We start from the raw sequence: 19,762 nt of genomic DNA on the forward strand, positions 1-19,762 counted from the left end.
GAGAGAGGAGGCACAGACGGAGAGTTCCGTGAGAGACCGAAAGAGCTTTGCTTCGGCTCAACGCGCGTTCCAACTCACCTCTCAGATGCGATCCATAATGAAGGGTTGGAAACAATGTGGTCCAGACAATCAATGCGTCATTGAAGCTCGGTTATTCGAATCCTCGACTACGGCCCTGGTGAGCTATAGACTTTCAGAATTATTTCGCTGGGCTACGCACTCATAGTTGCGGGGCACTTTTCAAATTTGATTGGGGTGTACGCAAATGCACATATCTATTAGCAGACTGAACAACACAAGAATTTTCATTTCTCGGCTCCTTGTTTTACAACTTATCGCTTTTGTAGTGTTTGCCGCCAGCAGTGCACCAACCCAAGCAAGCGACCCAGATTTTGACGGATTAACGGATAACGATCCGCGTCCCACCGTCGCTGATTTACCTATAGTTGTTGTGAAAGCGAAAGAGGCGACGGCAGGTGTTACGGTGCAAGTGAGCGCGACGGATACACAGTCGGCGTCAACTTCGTTCAATCAAAATGATGTCCAACATTTCAGTAGACTGCGCCAATCTGAAGATACTGCAACTTTCTCGAAATCTGAAACTTGGAAAGCCGATCTCGGGTTCAGTGTTGGTACAAATATGAGCATTAATTTTGGTATGGGTCTATCTGGAACTCGCAGTCGCTCGTTTGATTACAAGAATTTTGAGCGTGCTGAAGATTTTATGAAAAATATGACAACGACCACTCGCTCATTTAGCGAGCTGTCGAAAAACACTCAGTCCTACGATGGGAGTTCCGGGTTTTACAGCATATCGGCCGAATTCTTAAACATTGGGCACTACCCAGTCACCATCACCGAGTTCAACATAAGCTTAAGCTTACTTGACCCCGAAAGCGGTGAAATCAATGAAGTCGTAAACAATCTACCTGTTGGATTTGTTGAAATGCCAACAGGCAAGTTGCTGCCCACAACCAGCAATCCGTCGGGCAACGTGAGGCCGCTTCGTATAGAGTTACCGCCGAATGGGCCGGCAGTGGAGCCATTCGAAGTAAATTTTGAATTTGGCGGACTAAATACAGCTATTATTCAGAGGATTGTTGAAGCACTTGCTTCAGGTAGGATGCTCACCATTGACGTCAACCGCTTTAAGATGGAGTGGACCCCACCGGGTTCAGGCGCTGCCACTACGCTATCCAGCGAAATGTTAGGAAATACGCTTAGCACTCTTGTCAGGCAGGCGATACCGATCCGGTATACTGGGCTTGATGGGGTGAACCGCTTGGATTTTGTAAGCTATTCACAGGACAAAACTATCGATCATTATTTGACCGAATTGGGTTTTGACTTCTCTCATTTTGGCACGGACTCCAACGGCGCAAGTTTTACGTTTGGCCCCGGCTATCTAGTCAGCATGCATAACAGAGAGTCTCAGACAAACTACTTGGAAATTGCAGCTGACACCAATCGATCGGGGATGTGGGTTGTGCAAGAACGCAACATGGACGACCCAACGGACATTTGGAAACCCCACACAAATGGCGTTGTCGAGAGGCAAACTGGTCTTTCAGTCCTGTTCGACACCAACCGCCGCGTGAGGGAGAGTATATTTAAGCACACACCAATAGAGTTGGTAGTAGCTAGCACCGAGCAAGAACTACCCAACCACATAAGACGTACTTTCGCGGACTTTGAAAACGAGACACTTCAAAACGCAAACAGTCTCAATGGGATTTGGAGCAGCTTTGTAAGCGACTCCTCGCCTAGAATTGACACCGCTTTGAATGAACTAAACGAAACGACAAAAGTTGATCTTCAACAAGACAGTACGTTAGGCGGCATAGTTGGCGTAAACCCAGCAAGCGTGATCTCCACCTTACCCAAAATGGTTCTTGAGCCTGTACCGCGTAGACAGTTTCTTGGGCTGGCACTCAATCAATCAGCATGTGTAGAAGTCGATCCAACACTTGATATTAAGCCGACGGATTTGATCGAAATCGCGTTTATCGTAGGTTTGACTGGCTACCCCTCATACGAACTTCAAAAAATTGATACACAGCGACTTTTATCAATTTGGAAGCTTCCAGAAACTGCTACAAATATCGCGTTTGCGAAGAACAAGATTGAGGAGTTTGAACCTCAAGAAGTTAAGGCCGAGTTTGTGGATGGGTTTCTGCGATCGTCAATCGTTCCAGAAAACCAGCTCGGAGTACAATTCACTTTTGGAAATTCAGCACCGACCGCAATGGAGGTTCTTGCATCCGAAGGCCATCTGATCCCAACCCCAATTTACGGCGAGAACACTCAGAAGCTGGCCGAGATAAATGACGTCGCGTTCTTTCTAAGAGTATCGGGGCAGATGGTGCAAAGCATTTTGGCAGACCCAAAACGCAAAATCTGTATTCGCTTTGGAGAAAAGTCGAAGTTCAGCGAACTGGAGGGAAGATGGCTTTCTAAGTTCAACAACCTTCCAAGGGCAGTGTGGGATTTACCTTCGATAACAAGCCTTCAAAATTATCCATTTGTCCGGCAGGATATTCCGCCATGGAAAGGAATAGATTTTCGCCAAGTCGTTATTGACGCACAGGAAATTTTTCGCAACCGACCGATTGTCGAATGGGAACAGGGTGCGCCGCTCGGTCGGGTTGTGAGACGAGGTGGGCTTTCCCTTGCCATGTACGTTGGGCTAAGAAGGAATTTAGTTGGTCGTACACCCGACATGCTTGAGTAGCTACAACTTAACCTCACGGCTTGCCAATCCAAGTGTGTGTCAATCGTCGCCCTTAGGGCTTCGGATAGTACCGCACTTCGGCAAGAAAACCTGTATCGCACATTTTGATGCTGGATATGCTCAGTGTAATTGAACCAAAATGAGACGTTAGCTCTTTCCATTCGCTCCAAGAGAATGGCGGAGCCAAGATATCTAACGAATGCGTACCTGCACTAAACCTCGTTGCGCAGGCTCCGGGACCAAGCGATTGCGCGCGCACCTCGATTGTCGCTGCGTCATCAGAGGTCGTTATGGTCATGCCGTCAATAAACGGCACTGTGGTCTTGCTCATCTGTCCACCGATTACTTTGTAACTGTACAGGTAGACTGTCGCACTTCTAGGGCACTCATTCAATCTTTGGAACAGATATTGGCTTAAGCGCCATGAACACGCAAAACAATCGACTGATCATAGTACAAACTACCTGCTATCTCACTGGAGTCCTGGTGGTCTATCGAGCCCGCCTACTGATTCTCACTTCCGCAATGAGGATATGGGCTAAATGGCAACTTTTTGTCCGCAGAGCGGTCTCTCATATCTAACACTGGGAATGACCGCTCTGACCTTCATTTTAAAGTTCATGACCCTAAGCCCGACAAGGGCTGTCAATCGACGCCTCTCAGAGTTTCTATCTGCCAAAGGTACAGTTTGATACCTCCTGCATTGGATTACTCCAAAGGAACCACTGCCACGAGACTCCCTCCAAGCTCTTTATGTAGGACCTCGAATGTATTCCTGATGATCCCATGTAGTTCGGCTCTCTTCGCATAAACACTTATGCCGATGTCGTCTTTGTTGGAGTGACCCACGATAAGATTTCTGGCTTCTCGGGAAACCCCGGCATTCACTAGGGCGGACACAGAAGTCCTCCTGAATGAATGCATATCCCAATTGGAATTATCGCCATCAAGGTTCTTTCGGGCTTTCTCAAGCGCCTTCCCGAGGTAATGACTGGGGTGTCTATCGTAGCCACCCAATGCAATACGAGGAAACAACCTACCGATATTCTCTGGACAACTTGGCTCTACTATCGTTGCCCTTTTGGTAGCTTCCCGGAGTAGCCGACAATCCTCAGCACCAACGATCATTACATCCCTTATTCCGGCTTCTGTCTTGCTATGAGGGATGCTAATTTTGATGTGGTCTCCTCTGTCCTCAATGTCCTTTAAGTACCTTGAACAGATTTCATTGAGTCTGCATCCAGTGACCCATAACAGTCTTACTGTGACGTACATCTCGAACTGATATTTGAGGCCATTGTTGCCAGCGATGTACTGCAGCAGCTTTTGAGCTTCATCTCTAGTGACAGGTCTCAGCTTCTTAATACGTGGGTCCTTCTTCTTTCTTTGACCTGCCACACGCCTCAGGAGAGAGCCAAAGGGGTTCCGTATATCGGGATCAACCAAACCCCAGTGATCCAGCACGCGCCAATAAGAAGCCAAGCAAGATTGGCATGATTGAAGAGAGCGGCCCGAGAGTGCTTGCCCAGTTCGCTCTGAGGGAGTGGCCTTAAGGTGCTCAATGAAGCTCAGAGCCAGAGAGCGGTTAATGTCCGTGACCTGTATGTTTCCAGAGTACGCCTCAAATGTCCTAAGGTGTTGGCGGTATCTGACCTTTGTGCTGTTATTTATCCCGTCCGCTTCAGCTAACCATCTGTCGGCGGTATCTCTCACAGTATTCCCCTGCTTCGGACTATTAGGGCGAATAACTTGAGACGGTGTTTGTCCCTCGGTGATTGCTTCAAGAATTTCTTCAAGGACTCTTGGACGGCGCTTCAAAGCTTCTGCTAGGTCCTGAGTTCCCAATCCTCTGACAATCTCTCGTTTGCCAACAATGTCTTGGTACTCAGTCGGTACAGCTACTCTGAGAGCGTACCCTTTACCTCTAAGGAACAATCCTCTGGGCATCCCAACACGGTTTTGAGGTTTCGATTCCCGTACATTCATCCTCAAATAGTCTCCAAGTTCTCGTTACAAGACCCTGAGTAAACTATTGAAAATGAAGGGAATGGTGGGTGATGAGAGACTCGAACTCCCGACATCTTCGGTGTAAACGAAGCGCTCTACCAACTGAGCTAATCACCCGTGAGGGCTGATGTAGCCAAGGCTGCGCTTGGGTGCAAGAGGGTCTGGTAGAAATTCTTCACGATATCTTACGGCAGGCAGAAGATCAGGTTTTCTTACCTTCATCGTCGAGGACGCCTCAGGCAGCGGTTGGGACCATTCGGACTCTCCAAACCTTAGCGGATACATCTATGGGTTTGCTCAAAATGGGCGAATTGTGTTGGCGCTTGGTAACGGAAATACTCATCCCTGTTCGGATGGAAATACACACCTGTTCGTGCAGCAATCTTAGGTCCATAGGCAAAGGGCCTTGCCTGCCCCATGTTGCCTCCGATATGCCCAGAGGGATTGCAACCCTCTGAACCGGAGGAACAGGATGCGCCGTCTGTTTGCGGCTTTGGCCATTTGCGCAACGCTTGCGGCCCCGGTTCGCGCCGAGGGCACGTTGGTGTTTGCTGCGGCGAGCCTCAAAACTGCGCTGGACGCCATTGCTTTGGGGTTTGAGGCTGAGACAGGGCAAGAGGTGACGATCTCTTATGCGGCCTCTTCGGTGCTGGCGCGGCAAATTCAGGCAGGGGCGCGGGCGGATATGTTCATCTCGGCCAACACGGACTGGATGGATGTGCTGCAGGAAGACGGCTTGATCGAAAACGCTTCGCGCGTGGATTTGCTGAACAACGGGTTGGTTCTGATAGGGGCCCCCGATGTTGACGCCGCCGCAATCGAGGTGGGTTTCGATTTGATCGCGCAGCTGGATGGCGGGTATTTGGCAATGGCGTTGGTTGATGCAGTGCCTGCGGGCATCTACGGCAAAGCCGCGCTTGAGCGGCTGGATTTGTGGAATGACGTTCAGCACCAGGTCGCCCAGACGGATAATGTACGCGCCGCGCTGGCGCTGGTGGCGGCAGGGGCTGCGCCGTTGGGCATAGTCTATCGTTCTGACGCAAAGGCCGAGGAACGGGTCGGCGTGGTCGGGGCTATCCCGGCAGAGTACCATCCCGCAATCGTCTATCCGGCGGCCCTGACCGTTTCGGCAATCCCTGAGGCACACGCGTTTCTGACCTATCTACAAAGTGATGCGGCGCAGGCAGAATTTCTGAGGCAGGGGTTCTCCCTGCCCGAAGGGTGACGGAATGGGCTGGCTGGGTCCGGCGGAGATGGAGGCGTTGCGCCTGTCGTTGCGTGTCTCGTTCTGGGCGACACTGATCACGCTGCCTTTTGGGATCTTCGTAGCCTATGCGCTGGCGCGCTGGCGTTTCCCGGGGCGGCAAGTGCTGAATGGTTTGGTGCATCTGCCTTTGATCCTGCCGCCGGTTGTAACCGGATATCTGTTGCTGTTGACCTTTGGTATTCAGGGGCCGTTGGGCAAACCGCTGTCCGAGATTGGCATTGTCTTTGCTTTCCGCTGGACCGGGGCAGCGCTGGCCGCCGGGATAATGGCCTTTCCACTGATGGTGCGTGCGATCCGTCTGTCGATTGAGGCGGTGGACCCGAAACTCGAACAGGCCGGAGCCACGCTCGGGGCCTCGCGACTGATGGTTTTCGGTACTGTGACGCTGCCGATGATCTTGCCCGGTGTCATTGCGGGCGCGATTCTGGCGTTTGCCAAGGCGATGGGAGAGTTCGGGGCTACGATCACATTTGTCTCCAATATCCCCGGTCAGACGCAGACGCTGCCGTCGGCCGTCTATGCGTTCTTGCAGGTGCCGGGGGGCGAGGCGGCGGCGACGCGGTTGGTCATCATCTCAATCATCATCGCAATGGGTGCACTTCTGCTATCGGAATATGTGGGCCGTCGTGTGGCCCAACGGGTGGCCGGATCATGAGGTTGTCCGTCCGTCTGAAACATCAACTGCCAGGGATCGCACTGGACCTGGAATTCGACGCGCCTGCTGGCGTTACGGTCCTGTTTGGTCGGTCGGGCTCGGGCAAGACCACGGTCGTGAACGCGGTGGCTGGATTGCTGCGCCCCGAAGCGGGACGCGTTGCGGTGGATGATTGGGTATTGTTTGATACGGATCGTGACGTCTGGTTGCCGCCGCATCGGCGGCGTCTGGGTTATATCTTTCAGGAAGGCCGCCTGTTTCCGCATCTGACCGTGCGCCAGAACCTGAGCTATGGCCGCTGGTTCGCCCCACGTGGGGCACAGCGCGAAAACCCGGATCGCGTGATTGAGATGTTGGGCATTGGCCATCTGCTGAACCGCCGCCCCGCGATGCTGTCGGGGGGCGAGAAACAGCGCGTTGCCATTGGGCGGGCGCTGCTCGCCAGTCCGCGCTTGATCCTGGCCGATGAACCGCTGGCGGCATTGGATGATGCACGCAAGGCTGAAATCCTGCCCTATTTTGAAAGGCTGAGGGACAAGGTCTCGGTCCCGATCCTTTATGTGACCCATTCAGCGGCCGAGGTCGCACGGCTGGCGACATCTGTGGTGGCGCTACAGGATGGGCGTGCTGTGCGCCATGGTCCGGCGTCCGAGGTTTTGGCCGATCCGTCGGTTGCCCCTGCCGGGGTCCGAGCGGTGGGCGCGGTGTTACAGGTCCGCGTTGCGGCGCATCACGACGATGGCCTCTCCGAATTGGATGCGGGCGGTGCGCGCCTGTTCCTGCCCCGCATTTCTCATAAGATCGGAGAGGAATTGCGTATCCGTATTCCTGCGCAGGAAGTGATATTGTCAAACAAACCGCCCGAGGGGCTGTCGGCACTGAACATACTGTCCGGCCAGATCGAAGCGATCCGCGCGGGCGAGGGGCCGGGGGCCATCGTATCGGTGAACACTCCCGCCGGGGTGGTTCTGGCGCGGGTGACCCGACGCTCTGTCGCGGCTCTGGGCCTGCAAGTTGGTAGCGTGTGCCATGCAGTGATCAAAACTGTCGCGCTGGCACCGCAGGATGTTGGCGGTCGGGTGGAGCTGCGTTAACTCAACGCCCGAACCTCATGCTCTCGCAGTATACGTCGAGCGGCACGCCCGAACCCTTGGGCACCGGCGTCGCCCGGGAAGATCTCCGATAGCTCTTGCAGCGCCTCAGACGACAGGGTGTGAAGGCTTTCCTCACCCAGATACAGGCTTTCGGCATAAGCGCCTTCGGCGACAAGAATTTCGTGCCGGTCCAGAAGGATGTGCAGATACTCGACGGGCGTGCCGCTGGTATCGATCTCGATACCGGGCCACGCGCACAAGTGTTTGGCCGCGATCAAGACCTCGGGCGTCCCGAACAACAATTCAACCTTAGGTCCGCGAAGTAGAATGCGATGCTGCTGCGATACCAACAGGTCCCGCGCCGGGGTGCCGGGGCCAAGACTTCCCGCAGCCACGCGCACGGGCCGCATGGCCGGGTTAGCACGCAGCCGCTCAGGTGTCAGAGCGCTGCTTTCGATCCAGCGTATCGGCTGCAATCCGTGATCAAGCGTGGTGACTTCATCATCCACGCGCAAGGTTTCGATGGCACGTGCGCCTTTTGCGGTCTCGATCAGGGTTCCGGAGGTGAAGCAGACACCCTCGATCGTGATGTCAACGATCTGGGTTTGTGTGCCGGTGAAGGTAAAGAGCCCGTTGTCGAAGGTCGCCGTCACCGTGACCTCGAATGAATCTGGCACGATGTCACCATCATCAAGACTGTCGAAGAAGGTGGGATCGACGGTGTAGGTCCACTCACCAGTGTCTGGATCGATTGAAGCGGTGCCAAAATCCGGTGGGTCAGAGATCGCCCAACTGGCCTCGGTGAAGGTGCCGAAATCCGACGTTGCTGTTACGTCGAGATCGCCAGAAGCCACGTTGGGAGGAAAGCCGGTTACGTCGCCAGTGATGGTGCCGCTGATCGTTACGTTCGATGTCATGGCCTACCCGTTCTCTTGTTCCAGCAGACTTGCAAATTCGGTTGTACGGTAGAGCCGCATATGCACCTGGTGCTGCGCGTCGCGGGTCCATTCTACGATGCGTTTGGTCGACATATCACTGCTGAGGCGGTTGGTGCGCACGCGCGGATGGGGGATTTCACGCTTCAACATGCTAACCATCTGGCGCGTTTGCCCGAATGGCGCAACCATATCGACGATCCAGAAGGATGGTCCGCTGGTGAAATCGGTATCGGTCAGAGGTTCTTCCCGCACCGCATAGCGATATTCGGCTTCGGGACTGAGCCCCGCAAAGGTCACGAAGCCGCGCGGGAAGCCATTTTGACGGAAGATGTGATACTGCTCCAGCCTGAGGGGTGTTTCAAAGGCGTGCAGAACCTGCGCCAAGCTACGGTTGCGGTGTGTTTTCGTCAGCGCTGCCAGATAGAACAACGCGCCGAAATCGGCATATTTTTCGGGCGAAAGATCAAACCAGTCTTTTGGGAACGGTTTCTGCACTGACCATCCTGCAAATGCGTATACACGAGATCATAGCGTGCATCATATTCAATGAAAGGATTTTCATGGCGGGCGGCAGAGATGAAACCGAAATGGACGTCTTGGTCGAGTCAATTATATTGTTCTGATGTATTTCTATTTGAATTCATGCTCTGCTGCTGCGGGCCAGGCTAGGGAAAAGGGTATTCACTATGCGTTTTCTGAAACTCACCTGCGTGATGACAATTGTTCTGATGCCAGTTGTTGCGCAAGCCGTCGGCGTTGGTTTCGGCGTCCGGCCCGCGTTTCGGACAACAGTGACACCGCTGCAGGACGGTACCTTTGAGGTCGCTGCCATCGGATCTTCAGCGCCCGTCGCCTATTGGTGCGGGATCGGAGATTATGCGATCCGCACATTGCGGACGCCGTCCAACCAACGCATCTATATCTCAAAGCCTTATGAGAGGGGCGTTCGCACCGTGCAATTCTCGCTTACGCCACCTGAAGGGGCCGAGAACGTCTCAACCTATTCCGTAACCGTAAAAACTGTGGGTGCCAGCATGACGGCTGCCTCGGCGCAGGGGTATTGCTGGGACAACTTCATAGATATGGGCTTTTAGCCATCAGACCCATTTTGCCAGCGGCGGCAAGCTCATCAGGACTGCATCCGGATCGTGCCCGGTCTCCAAGCCAAACTTGGTGCCCCGGTCATAGACCAGATTGTATTCGGCATAGAGCCCACGATGCACCAATTGTGCGTCCTTATCGGCGTCGTCAAAGCTCTGCACCCGGCGTTTTTGGACCAGTGGCAGAAAGGCGGGCAGGAAAGCCCGGCCTATATCTTGCGTCAGGGCAAAATCAGCCTGCCAGTCGCCGGTGCAGTAGTCATCCATGAAGATACCGCCGACGCCCCGCGCACGCTTGCGGTGCGGAATATAGAAATATTCGTCGGCCCAGTCCTTGAGGCGCGGGTAATGCCCTGGCCCGTGCGGGTCCAGGTGGGCCTTCTGGGTGGCGTGGAAATGGGCGGTGTCCTCATCGTATTCGATGCAGGGGTTCAGATCGGACCCGCCGCCGAACCACCAGGCGTGTGGGGTCCAGAACATCCGCGTGTTCATGTGGACGGCAGGCACATGCGGGTTCTGCATATGCGCCACCAGACTAATGCCCGAGGCCCAGAACCGCGGGTCGTCCTTCATACCCGGAATGCCTTTGCGCGCGGCCATGGCGTTCTGCGCACGTTCGCCTAGCGTGCCATAAACGGTTGATACATTGACGCCTACTTTTTCGAATACGCGGCCGCCGCGCATCACAGACATCAGACCTCCGCCTGCGTCCGAGCCATCGTCGGACTGGCGTTGCGTCTCTTTCACCTCGAACCGGCCCGGTTCGGCCTGCGAGAAAGGACCGGTGTCGTGGCTGTCTTCCAGCGCCTCAAACGCGGTGACGATCTCATCCCGCAACTGGCGGAACCAGGCAGAGGCGGTGGCTTTTTCAGTGTCAAACATCAGGATCAATGGGCCGGGGCTGCGACGGGGTCCAGCAGCGTGCGGCCTCCGTCAATGGTGAGGATTTGTCCGGTCATGAAGCCAGCAGCGTCCGAGGCCAGGAATTGCGCGGTTTCGACCAACTCGTTCGGGGCGGCGATCCGGGCGAGCGGCGTGTGTTTTTCGATATCGACACGGAAGTCGCGGTTTTCTTTCAGCGTGGACTGCAACGAGGCACTCATCACTGATCCAAGCGCGATCGAGTTCACCCGGATGCGGCTCGGCGCAAGCGCCACGGCCAGCGAACGCGTCATCTGATCCAAGGCGGCCGTCGAGACGGAATAGGCCATCAGGTCCGGGTGCGTGCGGCGTGCAGCAATCGAGGACAGATTGATGATCGATCCGGCGGGGTTCTCATCATCGCCATCGGCTTGTTTGATAAAGCGCTTGGCGACCAGTTGGCTCAGCCGCAACGCGGGCATCAGGTTCTGATTCAGCAAGATGCGCACCGAGTCGTCATCACTGTCCAGCGGGTCCGACGGGATCACCTGCCGTGCGCCGTTGATCAGGATATCGACCTGATCGAACGCATCCAGTGTGGCTGAAAGAAGATTGGCGATGGTCAGCTTCTCGCGCAGGTCTCCGGCGAAGTAACGGATGTTACTGTCATCGGCCTGTTCGCCCAGCTCTTCGGACAGGCGTTTTTCGTCCATATCTGCGAACATGACATTGGCTCCCGCATCGGCAAAGTGCCGTCCGATGGCCAGCCCGATGCCGTTTGCACCGCCTGTGACGATTGCGGTTTTGCCCGCGATGGAAAAGGACATGCGAATCCTCCTGAGTTCTGGCGCAGGTTAACGGGCCCTACCTGCGAGGGCGAGAGGCATGGAACACCTTGAACCGGTTGTCTCCTGCGATTTCTTCGACCTGCGCGAAGGCCTCGGTCAGTGTGGCTTCGTAAGGAAGGTGGCGATTGGCGACCATCCACAGGTTGCCATTTCGTGTCAGATTGCGCGCTGCACTGGCGATAAAGCCCTGACCCAGGGCCGGATCGGCACTGCGCGAGGTATGAAAGGGCGGGTTCATGACCACCATATCCAGCGGCTCGGGCGCAGTCCAAGTGGTGGCGTCGGCCCAATGAAACTGCGCGCGTGGGTCCGGCACATTGGAACGGGCGCAGGTGAGGGCGGTGTGATCGGCCTCAACCAGATGTAGGCTATGCAGCGTATCGTCGATCAGGTTGGCGGACAGAAAGCCCCAGCCCGCGCCCAGATCAGCGATGCGCGCACCGCGTTTCGCCGGTAGAGATTTCAGCAGCAGCGCAGAGGCAGGGTCGATACCGTCAGCGGAAAACACGCCGGGTGCTGTCTGGAAGCCGTCGACCATCTGGCCCTCGGGCGCGGCCCAGTCGGCAAACGCATCCGCATTGGACTGAAACCAGAAAATCTTGCCATGCGCCTTCGAGATCGGCCCTTCGACCGCAACGCGCTTGCGGATGTCTTTCAACAGGCTGTCCACGCCATTGGTTTTGGCCCCGTCTACCACCACCACGCCGCTGGCGCGGCTGCAGGCCTGATGGACCAACGCACGGGCCAGCGCTTTGGCGCGAGGCAGAAAGACGATGGCATCCTGACAGGGCGCATCGCTTTCGGGTGTGGCTGCAAAGCCTTGGGCGGCAAAGTGATCGTGAAAGGGTTTGAACGGCTGCACCACCTGCGTCTCATGCGCCAGATCCGTCAAATCTTGGTCGGTGGCCGGGGCCAGAACAGTCAGCGGCTGCGACAGGCTGAGCCCGCTGTTCAGGGCTAGATCGAGACGAGGGGACATGATGGGCAAACCCGGCTGCGGACGCGCGTTATTCTTCGCGTTCCATGGTGCATTGCAGAGGGTGCTGGTGCCGGCGGGCAAAGTCCATCACCTGACCCACTTTGGTCTCGGCGATCTCATGGCTGAACACGCCAACCACCGCAACACCTTTCTTGTGCACGGTCAACATGATCTCGAACGCCTGAGCGTGAGTCATGCCGAAGAACCGCTCCAGCACATGAACGACAAACTCCATCGGTGTGTAATCGTCATTCAGCAACAAAACCTTATACAGAGGCGGACGCTTGGTCTTGGGACGCGTCTGCACCAGGACCGACGTTTCGTCGCTCTCGTCATCCTTGTCGGACATGATCCACTGGTCTTGGCGCATTGCTGTAAGAGAATCCCGATTCACGCTTCGGTTTGTTTCAGGGCTTATATAACGTCACCATTGCCAGAGAAAAGAGCTACGAGTCGGAATCGCTATGCAGGACAAGCTGACCACAATCGGGTTCGATGCCGATGATACGCTCTGGCATAACGAACGGTTTTTTCAATTAACGCAGGCATACTTCGCCGAGCTGCTGGCAGATCATGCAGAACGCGATCATCTGATGGAGCGTCTGCTGGCCGCTGAAAAGCGTAATATCCGGCACTATGGCTATGGCATCAAGGGCTTCATCCTTTCGATGATCGAAACCGCGATTGAAGTGACCGAAGACCGGGTTCCGGCTGGGGTAATCCGCCAATTGATCGAAGCTGGCCAAGAGATGCTGGCCCATCCCATCGAATTGCTGCCCCATGCCCGCGAGGCCATCGAGGCGGTGGCTGAGACGCACAGGGTCCTGCTGATCACGAAAGGAGATTTGATCGATCAGGAGCGCAAGCTGGCGCAATCCGGTCTGGGTGAGCTGTTTGACGGAGTTGAAATTGTGTCCGAGAAAACGGCAGCGACCTATGCGTCAATCTTTACCCAGCATGGCGATGGCCCCGAGGCGGCGATGATGGTGGGCAACTCGATGCGGTCCGATGTGGTGGCTTCGATTCAGGCCGGTTGTTGGGGCGTGTATGTGCCGCATGGGCTGGTCTGGGAAATCGAGCAGGCAGAGGTGCCGGCCGCCAGCCCTCGATTCTGTGAATTGCGCGATTTGGGCGATCTTGCGGCGCTGGTTGCGCGGATTTCCTGACCTGTTGCCGTTTCGCCTCAGTTGCCGGAAAATTGTATCGACGCTCTGCCCGATTTCTGGCGCAATCGCCGGTTTGGTAGATAGAGCGACGAGTTCCACAAGATATGGCGTTGCGACTTCCGGGATTGTGATCGCTGCGCCCCGAGCTTTCGGTTTCTTTAAATCAGTCTCTGTGTTAGCCTGCGAGATATAAAGAAAAGAATTGCCGACCGGGAAAACCCGGCGGTGCGAGGCAGACAGAGGCAAAGATCGTGCAGATTCGGCGGACAGTTCCGGCCCGAACGGGCTTATTCCTTATAGCATTCCTGTGGCTGCTTTCTTTTGCGCCACTCCAGGGCCTTGCGGCCCCTTACGCGGCAATGGTCATTGACGCGCGCACGGGTGAGGTGCTGCATTCGCGCAATGCCGACACGCGGCTGCATCCGGCATCGCTGACCAAGATGATGACGCTGTATATCGCGTTCGAGGCGGTCCGAAACGGTGAGATCACACTGGACACTCAGGTACGCATCACCAAGGCGGCAGCGGCAGAGCCACCTTCCAAGCTGGGGCTTCGGTCGGGGCAGAAGATTGCCTTCCGCTATCTGATCCGTGCGGCAGCGGTGAAATCGGCCAACGACGCCGCGACCGCAATCGGCATCACGCTCAGCGGGTCCGAGGCGGCCTTTGCGCGCCGCATGACCCGCACCGCCAAAGCGATGGGAATGAGCCGGACGACCTTCAAGAATGCCCATGGCCTGACCGAGTCGGGGCATTTGTCGACCGCGCGCGACATGACCACGCTGGGACGGCATCTGCTGTATGATTATCCGCAATACTACAATCTGTTCTCGCGCCAATCGACAAATGCCGGGATCAAAACCGTTCCGAATACCAACCGCCGCTTGCTGGCGGCTTACAAAGGCGCGGACGGAATCAAGACCGGCTATACCCGCGCGGCTGGTTTCAATCTGGTCGCCTCGGCCAAGCGCAAGGATGAACGTATCATCGCCACTGTCTTTGGTGGCAAATCGGGTGCATCGCGTAACGCCCGTGTGGCCGAACTGTTGGATATGGGTTTCCGCCGTGCCCCCTCGCGTGCGCCAATCCGCAAGCCTGCACGCCCGGCCTATGCTGGGAATGCAGGGGTAGGGGCGGTTCAGGTTGCTGCGGCCGGTGCACCCAAGACCAGCCTGCGCCCGGTGCTGCGTCCGGTTGCAGCCGTGCAGGTGGCAGGCTCGGTGGCCGAGACCGCCGAGAAGAACCGCACGCGGATTCAGGATGGTATTGCCGCAGCCATTGCGCAGGCAGATGTTGCACCATCTGAGGCAACAACACGCCCCGAAGCGCGTCCTGACGATGTGGTGCTTGCCTCTGCTGCGCCCGCGAAACAGCCAGAGCCCGAACAGGAGGTTGTAACGCGCCTGTCGACCTCAGGCGGGCATCTTTGGGGTGTCAACGTGGGCCGCTATACAACCCGGTATGAGGCCGAGAAGGTTCTGTTGAAAACTGCCCTGTCGGAAATGACCACCCTGGAAGGCACGCTGCGCAAGGTGAACCAGAGTTCGCGCGGTTTTGATGCTACATTTCAGGGCATGACCCGCGAACAGGCAGATTTGGCCTGCCGCCGGTTGCAAGCACGAAATGTCACTTGTTTCATGATCGGGCCGTCATAAGACCCGGCATATTCTCTCCTGGATGGGCCTGGGCTGCGATCACTTCGCAGCCCTTTTTTGTTACCTCGTCAGTCGAATACGTGGCCGTGCTGGTATTGTTCGTCCTGACCCGCAGCGGCTGTCAGCGCGGCCACATTATCTTTGGTAAAGAACCCGTCATAGTGATGGCAGCGTTCGATATATTCGGTAATCAGCAGCGTGTTCTTGGAGTGTTTCGAGAAAATCTGCTTCAGGTTCGGGTCGTCTTTGCACTCGCCCACCACATGGGCCAGAAACGGCACGCCTTTGTCTTTGAGTGTGTTGACCACGAAGTCGACATTCTTTTCGCCCGCGCCATGATCGCCGTCCTGGATTTCGACCGCCATATGGTGCAGGCGCCGTCCGAAGTTGCGCACGAAATCCTCGGTCGGCATGGGCAGCTTGGCGAAGGAATTCACGAAGGAAGGCGTGTTATTGGCCGTGAACACCTTTGCGGGGGATTTCTTGTCGTCATCCACATTGGCATTGCGGTTCACATTGGTCGACGAGTTCATGTCGAATATGTTGTACGCCCCCCAGAAGTAATAGGGGACCATGGTCAGAAATTCGAGGATCGCGTCCTCACGCTCGCCCGCCAGAACGCGGGTGGCGAGGTGGTCGATGCCCAGCATCAGCGGCGCGATCTTGCTGTCTGTGCCAAATGCTGCGGCCTGATCCAGCCGCGCCTGTTCTGCATCGCTCAGCAGCACCCGATCGCCCAATCCCAGACTGTCGGTGTCGTTGAAATCCAGCGTCGAGTATCCCACCCGATTACAGGTGAAATCTGAAGGGGTTGTGAAACGGAACCCGTCCAGCGTGTAGAACGGGTTCTCGGTGTCGCCAGAATACTCGAACCGAATATTCTGATCCTCAAGCGTTCCGGTCAGCGCTTTCAGATCGGTGGCCCCGTAGATTTCGCCGACATAGCGTGTTTGCGGAGTGCCGCGTGCCAGAGGATACATGCGATTGATACGGGGAATGAAATCCTCGAACGCCGGGCTGAGTGGGGCCATTAGGATCAGCGCAGGATAATCGGAGTGCGAATGCATCACTGAGAACTTGTGTGTCTGACCCAGATAGCTGGCCGTATGGCGATATGGGGTCATTACATAAAGCTCGATCAAAGTGTCGAACAACGCATCGGGTTCAACCTGAATGACAATCGCACGCATTGCGTCAACCTGATCTGAAATTCCCGAGCTGACGCGGCGCTCGTAAATCTTTGGCAGATATTCGGTGAAGAAGTCCGAGTTCTTCTTGTCGCCCCGGGGTTCATAAGACATCAGATCAAAAGACATTGGCGCACCTCCCTGTGCGGTCTCGTGCAAATTTGTGGCAGTCGGAACATACACTTGCCGTTCATGCTAGGCGCTTAGGCCTGCACGGGCAACAGTCTGCACTTGGGGTTTGAACCTGACGCAAAGATGACTAAGGCATGAATTTCGTGACCTCGACACCGCCCTCGATCAAGTTCTCACGCACCGACTGCGCGATCTGAACCGCCGTCGGACCGTCCCCATGCAGGCAGATCGTATCGATTGAAGTCTCAAGCCGCTTACCGGATTCGGTGATGATCGCGCCCTCTTTCACCATGTTCAGAATACGCGGCCCGGCCAGTGCGGGGTCATGAATAACCGCTCCCGGCAGAGACCGATCCACCAGCGTGCCATCGTCATTGTATGCACGGTCGGCGAAGATTTCGCCGACCCACTTACAGCCCAGCCCACGTACGGCTTCTTCCTGTTTGGTGACTGCCAGCACCATGATGATGATGTCCGGATCCACATCCAGCGCGCCCTGATAACAGGCCCGTGCCATATCGATATCGACCGAGCACATATTGGCCAGCGCCCCGTGCAATTTAAGATGCCGCACTTCGGTGCCGACCGCCTTGGCCATGCCAACGGCCGATCCCAACTGATAGCGCACCAGATTTCGCAAGCTTTCGTGGGGCACTTTCATGTTCCGCCGCCCGAACCCCTGCAAATCAGGAAAGCCGGGGTGCGCGCCGATGCCAACGCCGTTTTCGGCTGCCAGAGCCATGGTCTTGGCCATCACATCCGGATCTCCGGCGTGAAAACCACAAGCGATATTGGCCGAAGTGATGATCCTCAGAAGGTTTTCATCATTGCCCATGTTCCATGGGCCAAAACTTTCCCCCATATCGGCATTCAGATCGACGCTCGGCATCGCGATAACTCCCTAGTCAGTGGCGGAGACCATTCCGCTGATCAATTGGTAGGACAAAAGGTCCGGAATGTCGTGTGGATCGCGGACCAGAGGTTCAACACGACCAGGCAAGCGCGCAAGGTCAGCCTCGAAAGCGGCTTGCAGTGCTGAGGCCTGTTCCAGCGATATGAATTCGAACTGAATTTGATCGTGCGCCGGGGTTTGTGCCGCGCGGGGCAGATCACAGGGCAAGACGGTTGCGATGCGCGGATAACCTCCGGTGGTCTGACATTCGGGCAGCAGGATAAAGGGCGCGCCAGTGCCCGTCATCTGGATGTCGCCGGGGGTGATGACCTCGGACAGGATGTTCAGCTGACCCCTGGCTGCGAACCCGTCACCATCGCTGTCCAATTGCATGCCCATGCGGTTGGCCCGTGCGCCCCGTTGAAATATCGTTTGCGTGAACCGCTCCAGTGTCTCGTCATCAAACAGCGCGGTTTGAAAGCTGGCGATCACCCGCAAGACCCCGCCAGAGAAGCGATCATCCAAGCGCAGTTTCAGGCCTGTTTTGCCCGTTCCGGCTGCAGGCAGGTGATCTCCCACCTGAACGGCACGCCCGATTCTGGCGGTCAGATGGGCCGAACGAGATCCCAACATGACGTCGGCTTCAATTCCACCACCCAGATGCAGGTACCCATAACTACCTTGCAGCACCGACCCGATCACCAACCGCTGTCCGGCCTCCATCTGATGAGATGCATTCCACGCAACCGGGCTGCCACCAATGCTGGCTTGCATCGGCGCTCCGGTCAGGGCGATGGCGGTGGACGCAGTCGCTTCGAACTCACCGCCCATCCCCGCCATTTCCAGAGCGGCACAGGCAGGGTTCTGTCCCAATAGAGCAGCCCCTTCGTACAACGCCGATACATCCGCCGCACCCGAGCGCGACAGACCCTGATCCAGATATCCGGTACGCCCTTGATCCTGAATGGTACAGGCGGGACCAATGCGATGAACGATCAGACTCATACCGTGATCTCCTCGCAGGTTGCGCCGCCTGTCCCGTCGGTGCATGTCGCCCGGATATTCTCCAAGTCATCGCGCGAGACCGAGACGAATTGCATCTCATCACCGGGGTTGAGCGCAAAGCTCTGCTCCATGTCAGGGCGAAAGCACCTGAATGCGGTCTGTCCGACATGGCGCCATCCGGTGGGCGTGGGCCCCGAGAACAACACAAATTGCGAAATCGCCAGAACCAGCGCTCCTTCGGGCACCATTGGCGTTAACTCCTTCAGACGCGGAATGTTGAACTCCGGTCCCAACGGGCCGAGATACGGCTGCCCCGGTGCAAACCCAATTGTCAGAACCCGCACGCGCGTCTCGCTGAGTCGTTTGATCGCTTCTGCCGGATCCAGTCCTGCCGCCGCCGCCGCGTCTACCAACTGTGGCGCAAGATCGGTGCCGTAGACCGTCGGCACTTTCCAGAACCGTCGCCCGGTTGGCAGCGGCGCGTGATACCAGTCGCGACTATCCAATAGAGCGTGCAGCTGGGCTTCGATATCTTGATGCGACACCTGTGATGGGTTGAACCGCACGTAGGCAGATGCCAGCGAGGCCGAGGTTTCAAGCACACTGTCTAGCTGTAACATCTCAACAGCCCCTCGGAACGCTAAGGCAGCGCGGTTTGACGGCTCAGACATGGTTTCAGCAAATGTCACCAGCAGCCCGTCAAATCCGACGGTTCGCATCAAGGGGAATCGAGGGTCAGGTGTCATGTCACGTTCGCGGATTTATAGTTTGTGCGTTGAGGAGACCTGAGCCTATCCGCAGAGAATGCGCAAGGCCTTGCAAGGCTGGCGGGTGTCGCGCCGAACTGAACCGATTGGGGTAGCGATTCTGAACTTGAAAATGAATCGGTTTTCGCAATCGAGTCGGATCAGTCTTGTGGCGAGTTTGGAAGTTCTCACTATATATAGGGGTCGAGCAGACAGGCTCCGAACGTCGAGCGGGACGGCCAGACGCCTGAGTGGTCGATTTCGGCAAGCTTCTTCGCAACTGCGTCTCGTCAAACATTTGATATAATTGTGTAAAACATGATTTTGCAGTTTTTTGCGAGTTTCTTGAATTTTCCACTTGCGCGTTGAATGCGTAAGGCATAGAACGCCCTTCACCGGCGCTGCTGAGGTGGTTGTTGGGACGCTGGGAACGGCGGAGACGGGCCGGAGAGACGGTTGGACGCTCGGGAGAGACTGGGGGCATCTGAGGTTTGGATTT

General features: G+C 56.2%; 19 protein-coding genes and 1 tRNA gene. 7 read left to right on the forward strand and 13 right to left on the reverse strand.

Features of this window, described 5'->3' with window-relative positions; genetic code table 11:
• The first annotated feature begins 346 nt into the window (after positions 1–346).
• Positions 347–2,731 (forward strand): hypothetical protein, encoded by a 2,385-nt coding sequence (locus ACR0NF_RS08835; protein ID WP_480778100.1) that lies wholly within the window; start codon positions 347–349, stop codon positions 2,729–2,731.
• A 52-nt stretch (positions 2,732–2,783) separates the two neighbouring features.
• Here ACR0NF_RS08835 and ACR0NF_RS08840 read toward each other — a convergent pair whose 3' ends face one another.
• The 3 genes from ACR0NF_RS08840 to ACR0NF_RS08850 form a co-directional block, all read right to left on the reverse strand.
• Positions 2,784–3,062: a hypothetical protein gene (locus tag ACR0NF_RS08840; RefSeq protein ID WP_480778101.1), complete on the reverse strand. Its 279-nt coding sequence runs from the start codon at positions 3,060–3,062 to the stop codon at positions 2,784–2,786.
• Between the two features lie 377 nt (positions 3,063–3,439).
• Positions 3,440–4,678, reverse strand: a complete 1,239-nt coding sequence (locus ACR0NF_RS08845) for a DUF6538 domain-containing protein (protein ID WP_480778102.1) — start codon at positions 4,676–4,678, stop codon at positions 3,440–3,442.
• Positions 4,679–4,779: 101 nt separating this feature from the next.
• A tRNA-Val gene (locus tag ACR0NF_RS08850) sits at positions 4,780–4,855 on the reverse strand.
• 355 nt (positions 4,856–5,210) lie between these two features.
• Here ACR0NF_RS08850 and modA point away from each other — a divergent pair.
• The 3 genes from modA to modC are packed head-to-tail and all read left to right on the forward strand — an operon-like array spanning position 5,211 to position 7,754.
• Positions 5,211–5,963, forward strand: coding sequence for a molybdate ABC transporter substrate-binding protein (gene modA, locus ACR0NF_RS08855; RefSeq protein ID WP_480470803.1), 753 nt, complete (start codon positions 5,211–5,213; stop codon positions 5,961–5,963).
• A gap of 4 nt (positions 5,964–5,967) precedes the next feature.
• Positions 5,968–6,660: a molybdate ABC transporter permease subunit gene (gene modB / locus ACR0NF_RS08860; protein ID WP_480667308.1), complete on the forward strand. Its 693-nt coding sequence runs from the start codon at positions 5,968–5,970 to the stop codon at positions 6,658–6,660.
• The gene (modC, locus tag ACR0NF_RS08865) at positions 6,657–7,754 is read left to right on the forward strand and encodes a molybdenum ABC transporter ATP-binding protein (protein ID WP_480778103.1); all 1,098 of its coding nucleotides are present in this window, start codon (positions 6,657–6,659) and stop codon (positions 7,752–7,754) included. The genes modB and modC overlap by 4 nt, the downstream gene beginning before the upstream one ends.
• Here the strand turns inward: modC and ACR0NF_RS08870 are convergent.
• Together ACR0NF_RS08870 and ACR0NF_RS08875 are read right to left on the reverse strand one after the other, a co-directional pair.
• Positions 7,751–8,671 carry a Hint domain-containing protein gene (locus ACR0NF_RS08870; protein ID WP_480659393.1) on the reverse strand — a complete coding sequence of 307 codons (921 nt, stop codon included), beginning with the start codon at positions 8,669–8,671 and terminating at the stop codon, positions 7,751–7,753. The genes modC and ACR0NF_RS08870 overlap by 4 nt on opposite strands.
• 3 nt (positions 8,672–8,674) lie before the next feature.
• Positions 8,675–9,187, reverse strand: a complete 513-nt coding sequence (locus ACR0NF_RS08875; protein ID WP_480659395.1) for a toxin-activating lysine-acyltransferase — start codon at positions 9,185–9,187, stop codon at positions 8,675–8,677.
• 191 nt (positions 9,188–9,378) lie between these two features.
• Here ACR0NF_RS08875 and ACR0NF_RS08880 point away from each other — a divergent pair, with 191 nt between their 5' ends.
• Entirely contained in the window at positions 9,379–9,786 is a 408-nt protein-coding gene (locus ACR0NF_RS08880; RefSeq protein WP_480659396.1) for a hypothetical protein, read from the forward strand.
• Between the two features lie 3 nt (positions 9,787–9,789).
• Here the strand turns inward: ACR0NF_RS08880 and hemF are convergent, their stop codons facing one another.
• Genes hemF through clpS form a run of 4 tightly spaced genes read right to left on the reverse strand, consistent with a single transcriptional unit; the run spans position 9,790 to position 12,850 of the window.
• Positions 9,790–10,674 carry an oxygen-dependent coproporphyrinogen oxidase gene (hemF, locus tag ACR0NF_RS08885; protein WP_480778104.1) on the reverse strand — a complete coding sequence of 295 codons (885 nt, stop codon included), beginning with the start codon at positions 10,672–10,674 and terminating at the stop codon, positions 9,790–9,792.
• Positions 10,675–10,679: 5 nt separating this feature from the next.
• Positions 10,680–11,480: an SDR family NAD(P)-dependent oxidoreductase gene (locus ACR0NF_RS08890; RefSeq protein ID WP_480470796.1), complete on the reverse strand. Its 801-nt coding sequence runs from the start codon at positions 11,478–11,480 to the stop codon at positions 10,680–10,682.
• Between the two features lie 37 nt (positions 11,481–11,517).
• Positions 11,518–12,480, reverse strand: coding sequence for a class I SAM-dependent methyltransferase (locus ACR0NF_RS08895; RefSeq protein ID WP_480470795.1), 963 nt, complete (start codon positions 12,478–12,480; stop codon positions 11,518–11,520).
• 28 nt (positions 12,481–12,508) lie between these two features.
• Positions 12,509–12,850 carry an ATP-dependent Clp protease adapter ClpS gene (clpS, locus tag ACR0NF_RS08900; RefSeq protein ID WP_480470794.1) on the reverse strand — a complete coding sequence of 114 codons (342 nt, stop codon included), beginning with the start codon at positions 12,848–12,850 and terminating at the stop codon, positions 12,509–12,511.
• 94 nt (positions 12,851–12,944) lie between these two features.
• Between clpS and ACR0NF_RS08905 the strand changes: the two genes are divergently transcribed.
• A complete protein-coding gene (locus ACR0NF_RS08905; RefSeq protein WP_480667312.1) occupies positions 12,945–13,646 on the forward strand; it encodes an HAD family hydrolase in 702 nt (233 codons plus the stop codon).
• Positions 13,647–13,897: 251 nt separating this feature from the next.
• On the forward strand, positions 13,898–15,301 hold the full coding sequence (locus tag ACR0NF_RS08910) for a D-alanyl-D-alanine carboxypeptidase family protein (protein WP_480778105.1): 1,404 nt from the start codon (positions 13,898–13,900) through the stop codon (positions 15,299–15,301).
• Between the two features lie 68 nt (positions 15,302–15,369).
• Here ACR0NF_RS08910 and ACR0NF_RS08915 read toward each other — a convergent pair whose 3' ends face one another.
• The 4 genes from ACR0NF_RS08915 to ACR0NF_RS08930 all read right to left on the reverse strand — a co-directional run bounded on the left by ACR0NF_RS08915 (position 15,370) and on the right by ACR0NF_RS08930 (position 19,263).
• A complete protein-coding gene (locus ACR0NF_RS08915) occupies positions 15,370–16,617 on the reverse strand; it encodes a hypothetical protein (protein WP_480778106.1) in 1,248 nt (415 codons plus the stop codon).
• A gap of 130 nt (positions 16,618–16,747) precedes the next feature.
• The gene (locus ACR0NF_RS08920) at positions 16,748–17,509 is read right to left on the reverse strand and encodes a LamB/YcsF family protein (protein WP_480778107.1); all 762 of its coding nucleotides are present in this window, start codon (positions 17,507–17,509) and stop codon (positions 16,748–16,750) included.
• A gap of 12 nt (positions 17,510–17,521) precedes the next feature.
• Positions 17,522–18,517, reverse strand: a complete 996-nt coding sequence (locus ACR0NF_RS08925) for a 5-oxoprolinase subunit C family protein (RefSeq protein ID WP_480778108.1) — start codon at positions 18,515–18,517, stop codon at positions 17,522–17,524.
• Positions 18,514–19,263, reverse strand: a complete 750-nt coding sequence (locus tag ACR0NF_RS08930) for a 5-oxoprolinase subunit B family protein (RefSeq protein WP_480778109.1) — start codon at positions 19,261–19,263, stop codon at positions 18,514–18,516. The genes ACR0NF_RS08925 and ACR0NF_RS08930 overlap by 4 nt, the downstream gene beginning before the upstream one ends.
• Positions 19,264–19,762: the final 499 nt, after the last annotated feature.

Source organism: Ruegeria sp. CF4, from assembly GCF_056537345.1.

Bases quoted from the DNA above. Each gene is read 5' to 3' on its own strand.
- ACR0NF_RS08870 (WP_480659393.1), bottom strand. From the start codon at position 8,671: ATGACATCGAACGTAACGATCAGCGGCACCATCACTGGCGACGTAACC.
- hemF (WP_480778104.1), bottom strand. From the start codon at position 10,674: ATGTTTGACACTGAAAAAGCCACCGCCTCTGCCTGGTTCCGCCAGTTG.
- modC (WP_480778103.1), top strand. From the start codon at position 6,657: ATGAGGTTGTCCGTCCGTCTGAAACATCAACTGCCAGGGATCGCACTG.
- ACR0NF_RS08840 (WP_480778101.1), bottom strand. From the start codon at position 3,062: ATGAGCAAGACCACAGTGCCGTTTATTGACGGCATGACCATAACGACC.
- modA (WP_480470803.1), top strand. From the start codon at position 5,211: ATGCGCCGTCTGTTTGCGGCTTTGGCCATTTGCGCAACGCTTGCGGCC.
- clpS (WP_480470794.1), bottom strand. From the start codon at position 12,850: ATGCGCCAAGACCAGTGGATCATGTCCGACAAGGATGACGAGAGCGAC.
- ACR0NF_RS08920 (WP_480778107.1), bottom strand. From the start codon at position 17,509: ATGCCGAGCGTCGATCTGAATGCCGATATGGGGGAAAGTTTTGGCCCA.
- ACR0NF_RS08905 (WP_480667312.1), top strand. From the start codon at position 12,945: ATGCAGGACAAGCTGACCACAATCGGGTTCGATGCCGATGATACGCTC.
- ACR0NF_RS08925 (WP_480778108.1), bottom strand. From the start codon at position 18,517: ATGAGTCTGATCGTTCATCGCATTGGTCCCGCCTGTACCATTCAGGAT.
- modB (WP_480667308.1), top strand. From the start codon at position 5,968: ATGGGCTGGCTGGGTCCGGCGGAGATGGAGGCGTTGCGCCTGTCGTTG.
- ACR0NF_RS08845 (WP_480778102.1), bottom strand. From the start codon at position 4,678: ATGCCCAGAGGATTGTTCCTTAGAGGTAAAGGGTACGCTCTCAGAGTA.
- ACR0NF_RS08890 (WP_480470796.1), bottom strand. From the start codon at position 11,480: ATGTCCTTTTCCATCGCGGGCAAAACCGCAATCGTCACAGGCGGTGCA.
- ACR0NF_RS08930 (WP_480778109.1), bottom strand. From the start codon at position 19,263: ATGACACCTGACCCTCGATTCCCCTTGATGCGAACCGTCGGATTTGAC.
- ACR0NF_RS08880 (WP_480659396.1), top strand. From the start codon at position 9,379: ATGCGTTTTCTGAAACTCACCTGCGTGATGACAATTGTTCTGATGCCA.
- ACR0NF_RS08915 (WP_480778106.1), bottom strand. From the start codon at position 16,617: ATGTCTTTTGATCTGATGTCTTATGAACCCCGGGGCGACAAGAAGAAC.
- ACR0NF_RS08895 (WP_480470795.1), bottom strand. From the start codon at position 12,480: ATGTCCCCTCGTCTCGATCTAGCCCTGAACAGCGGGCTCAGCCTGTCG.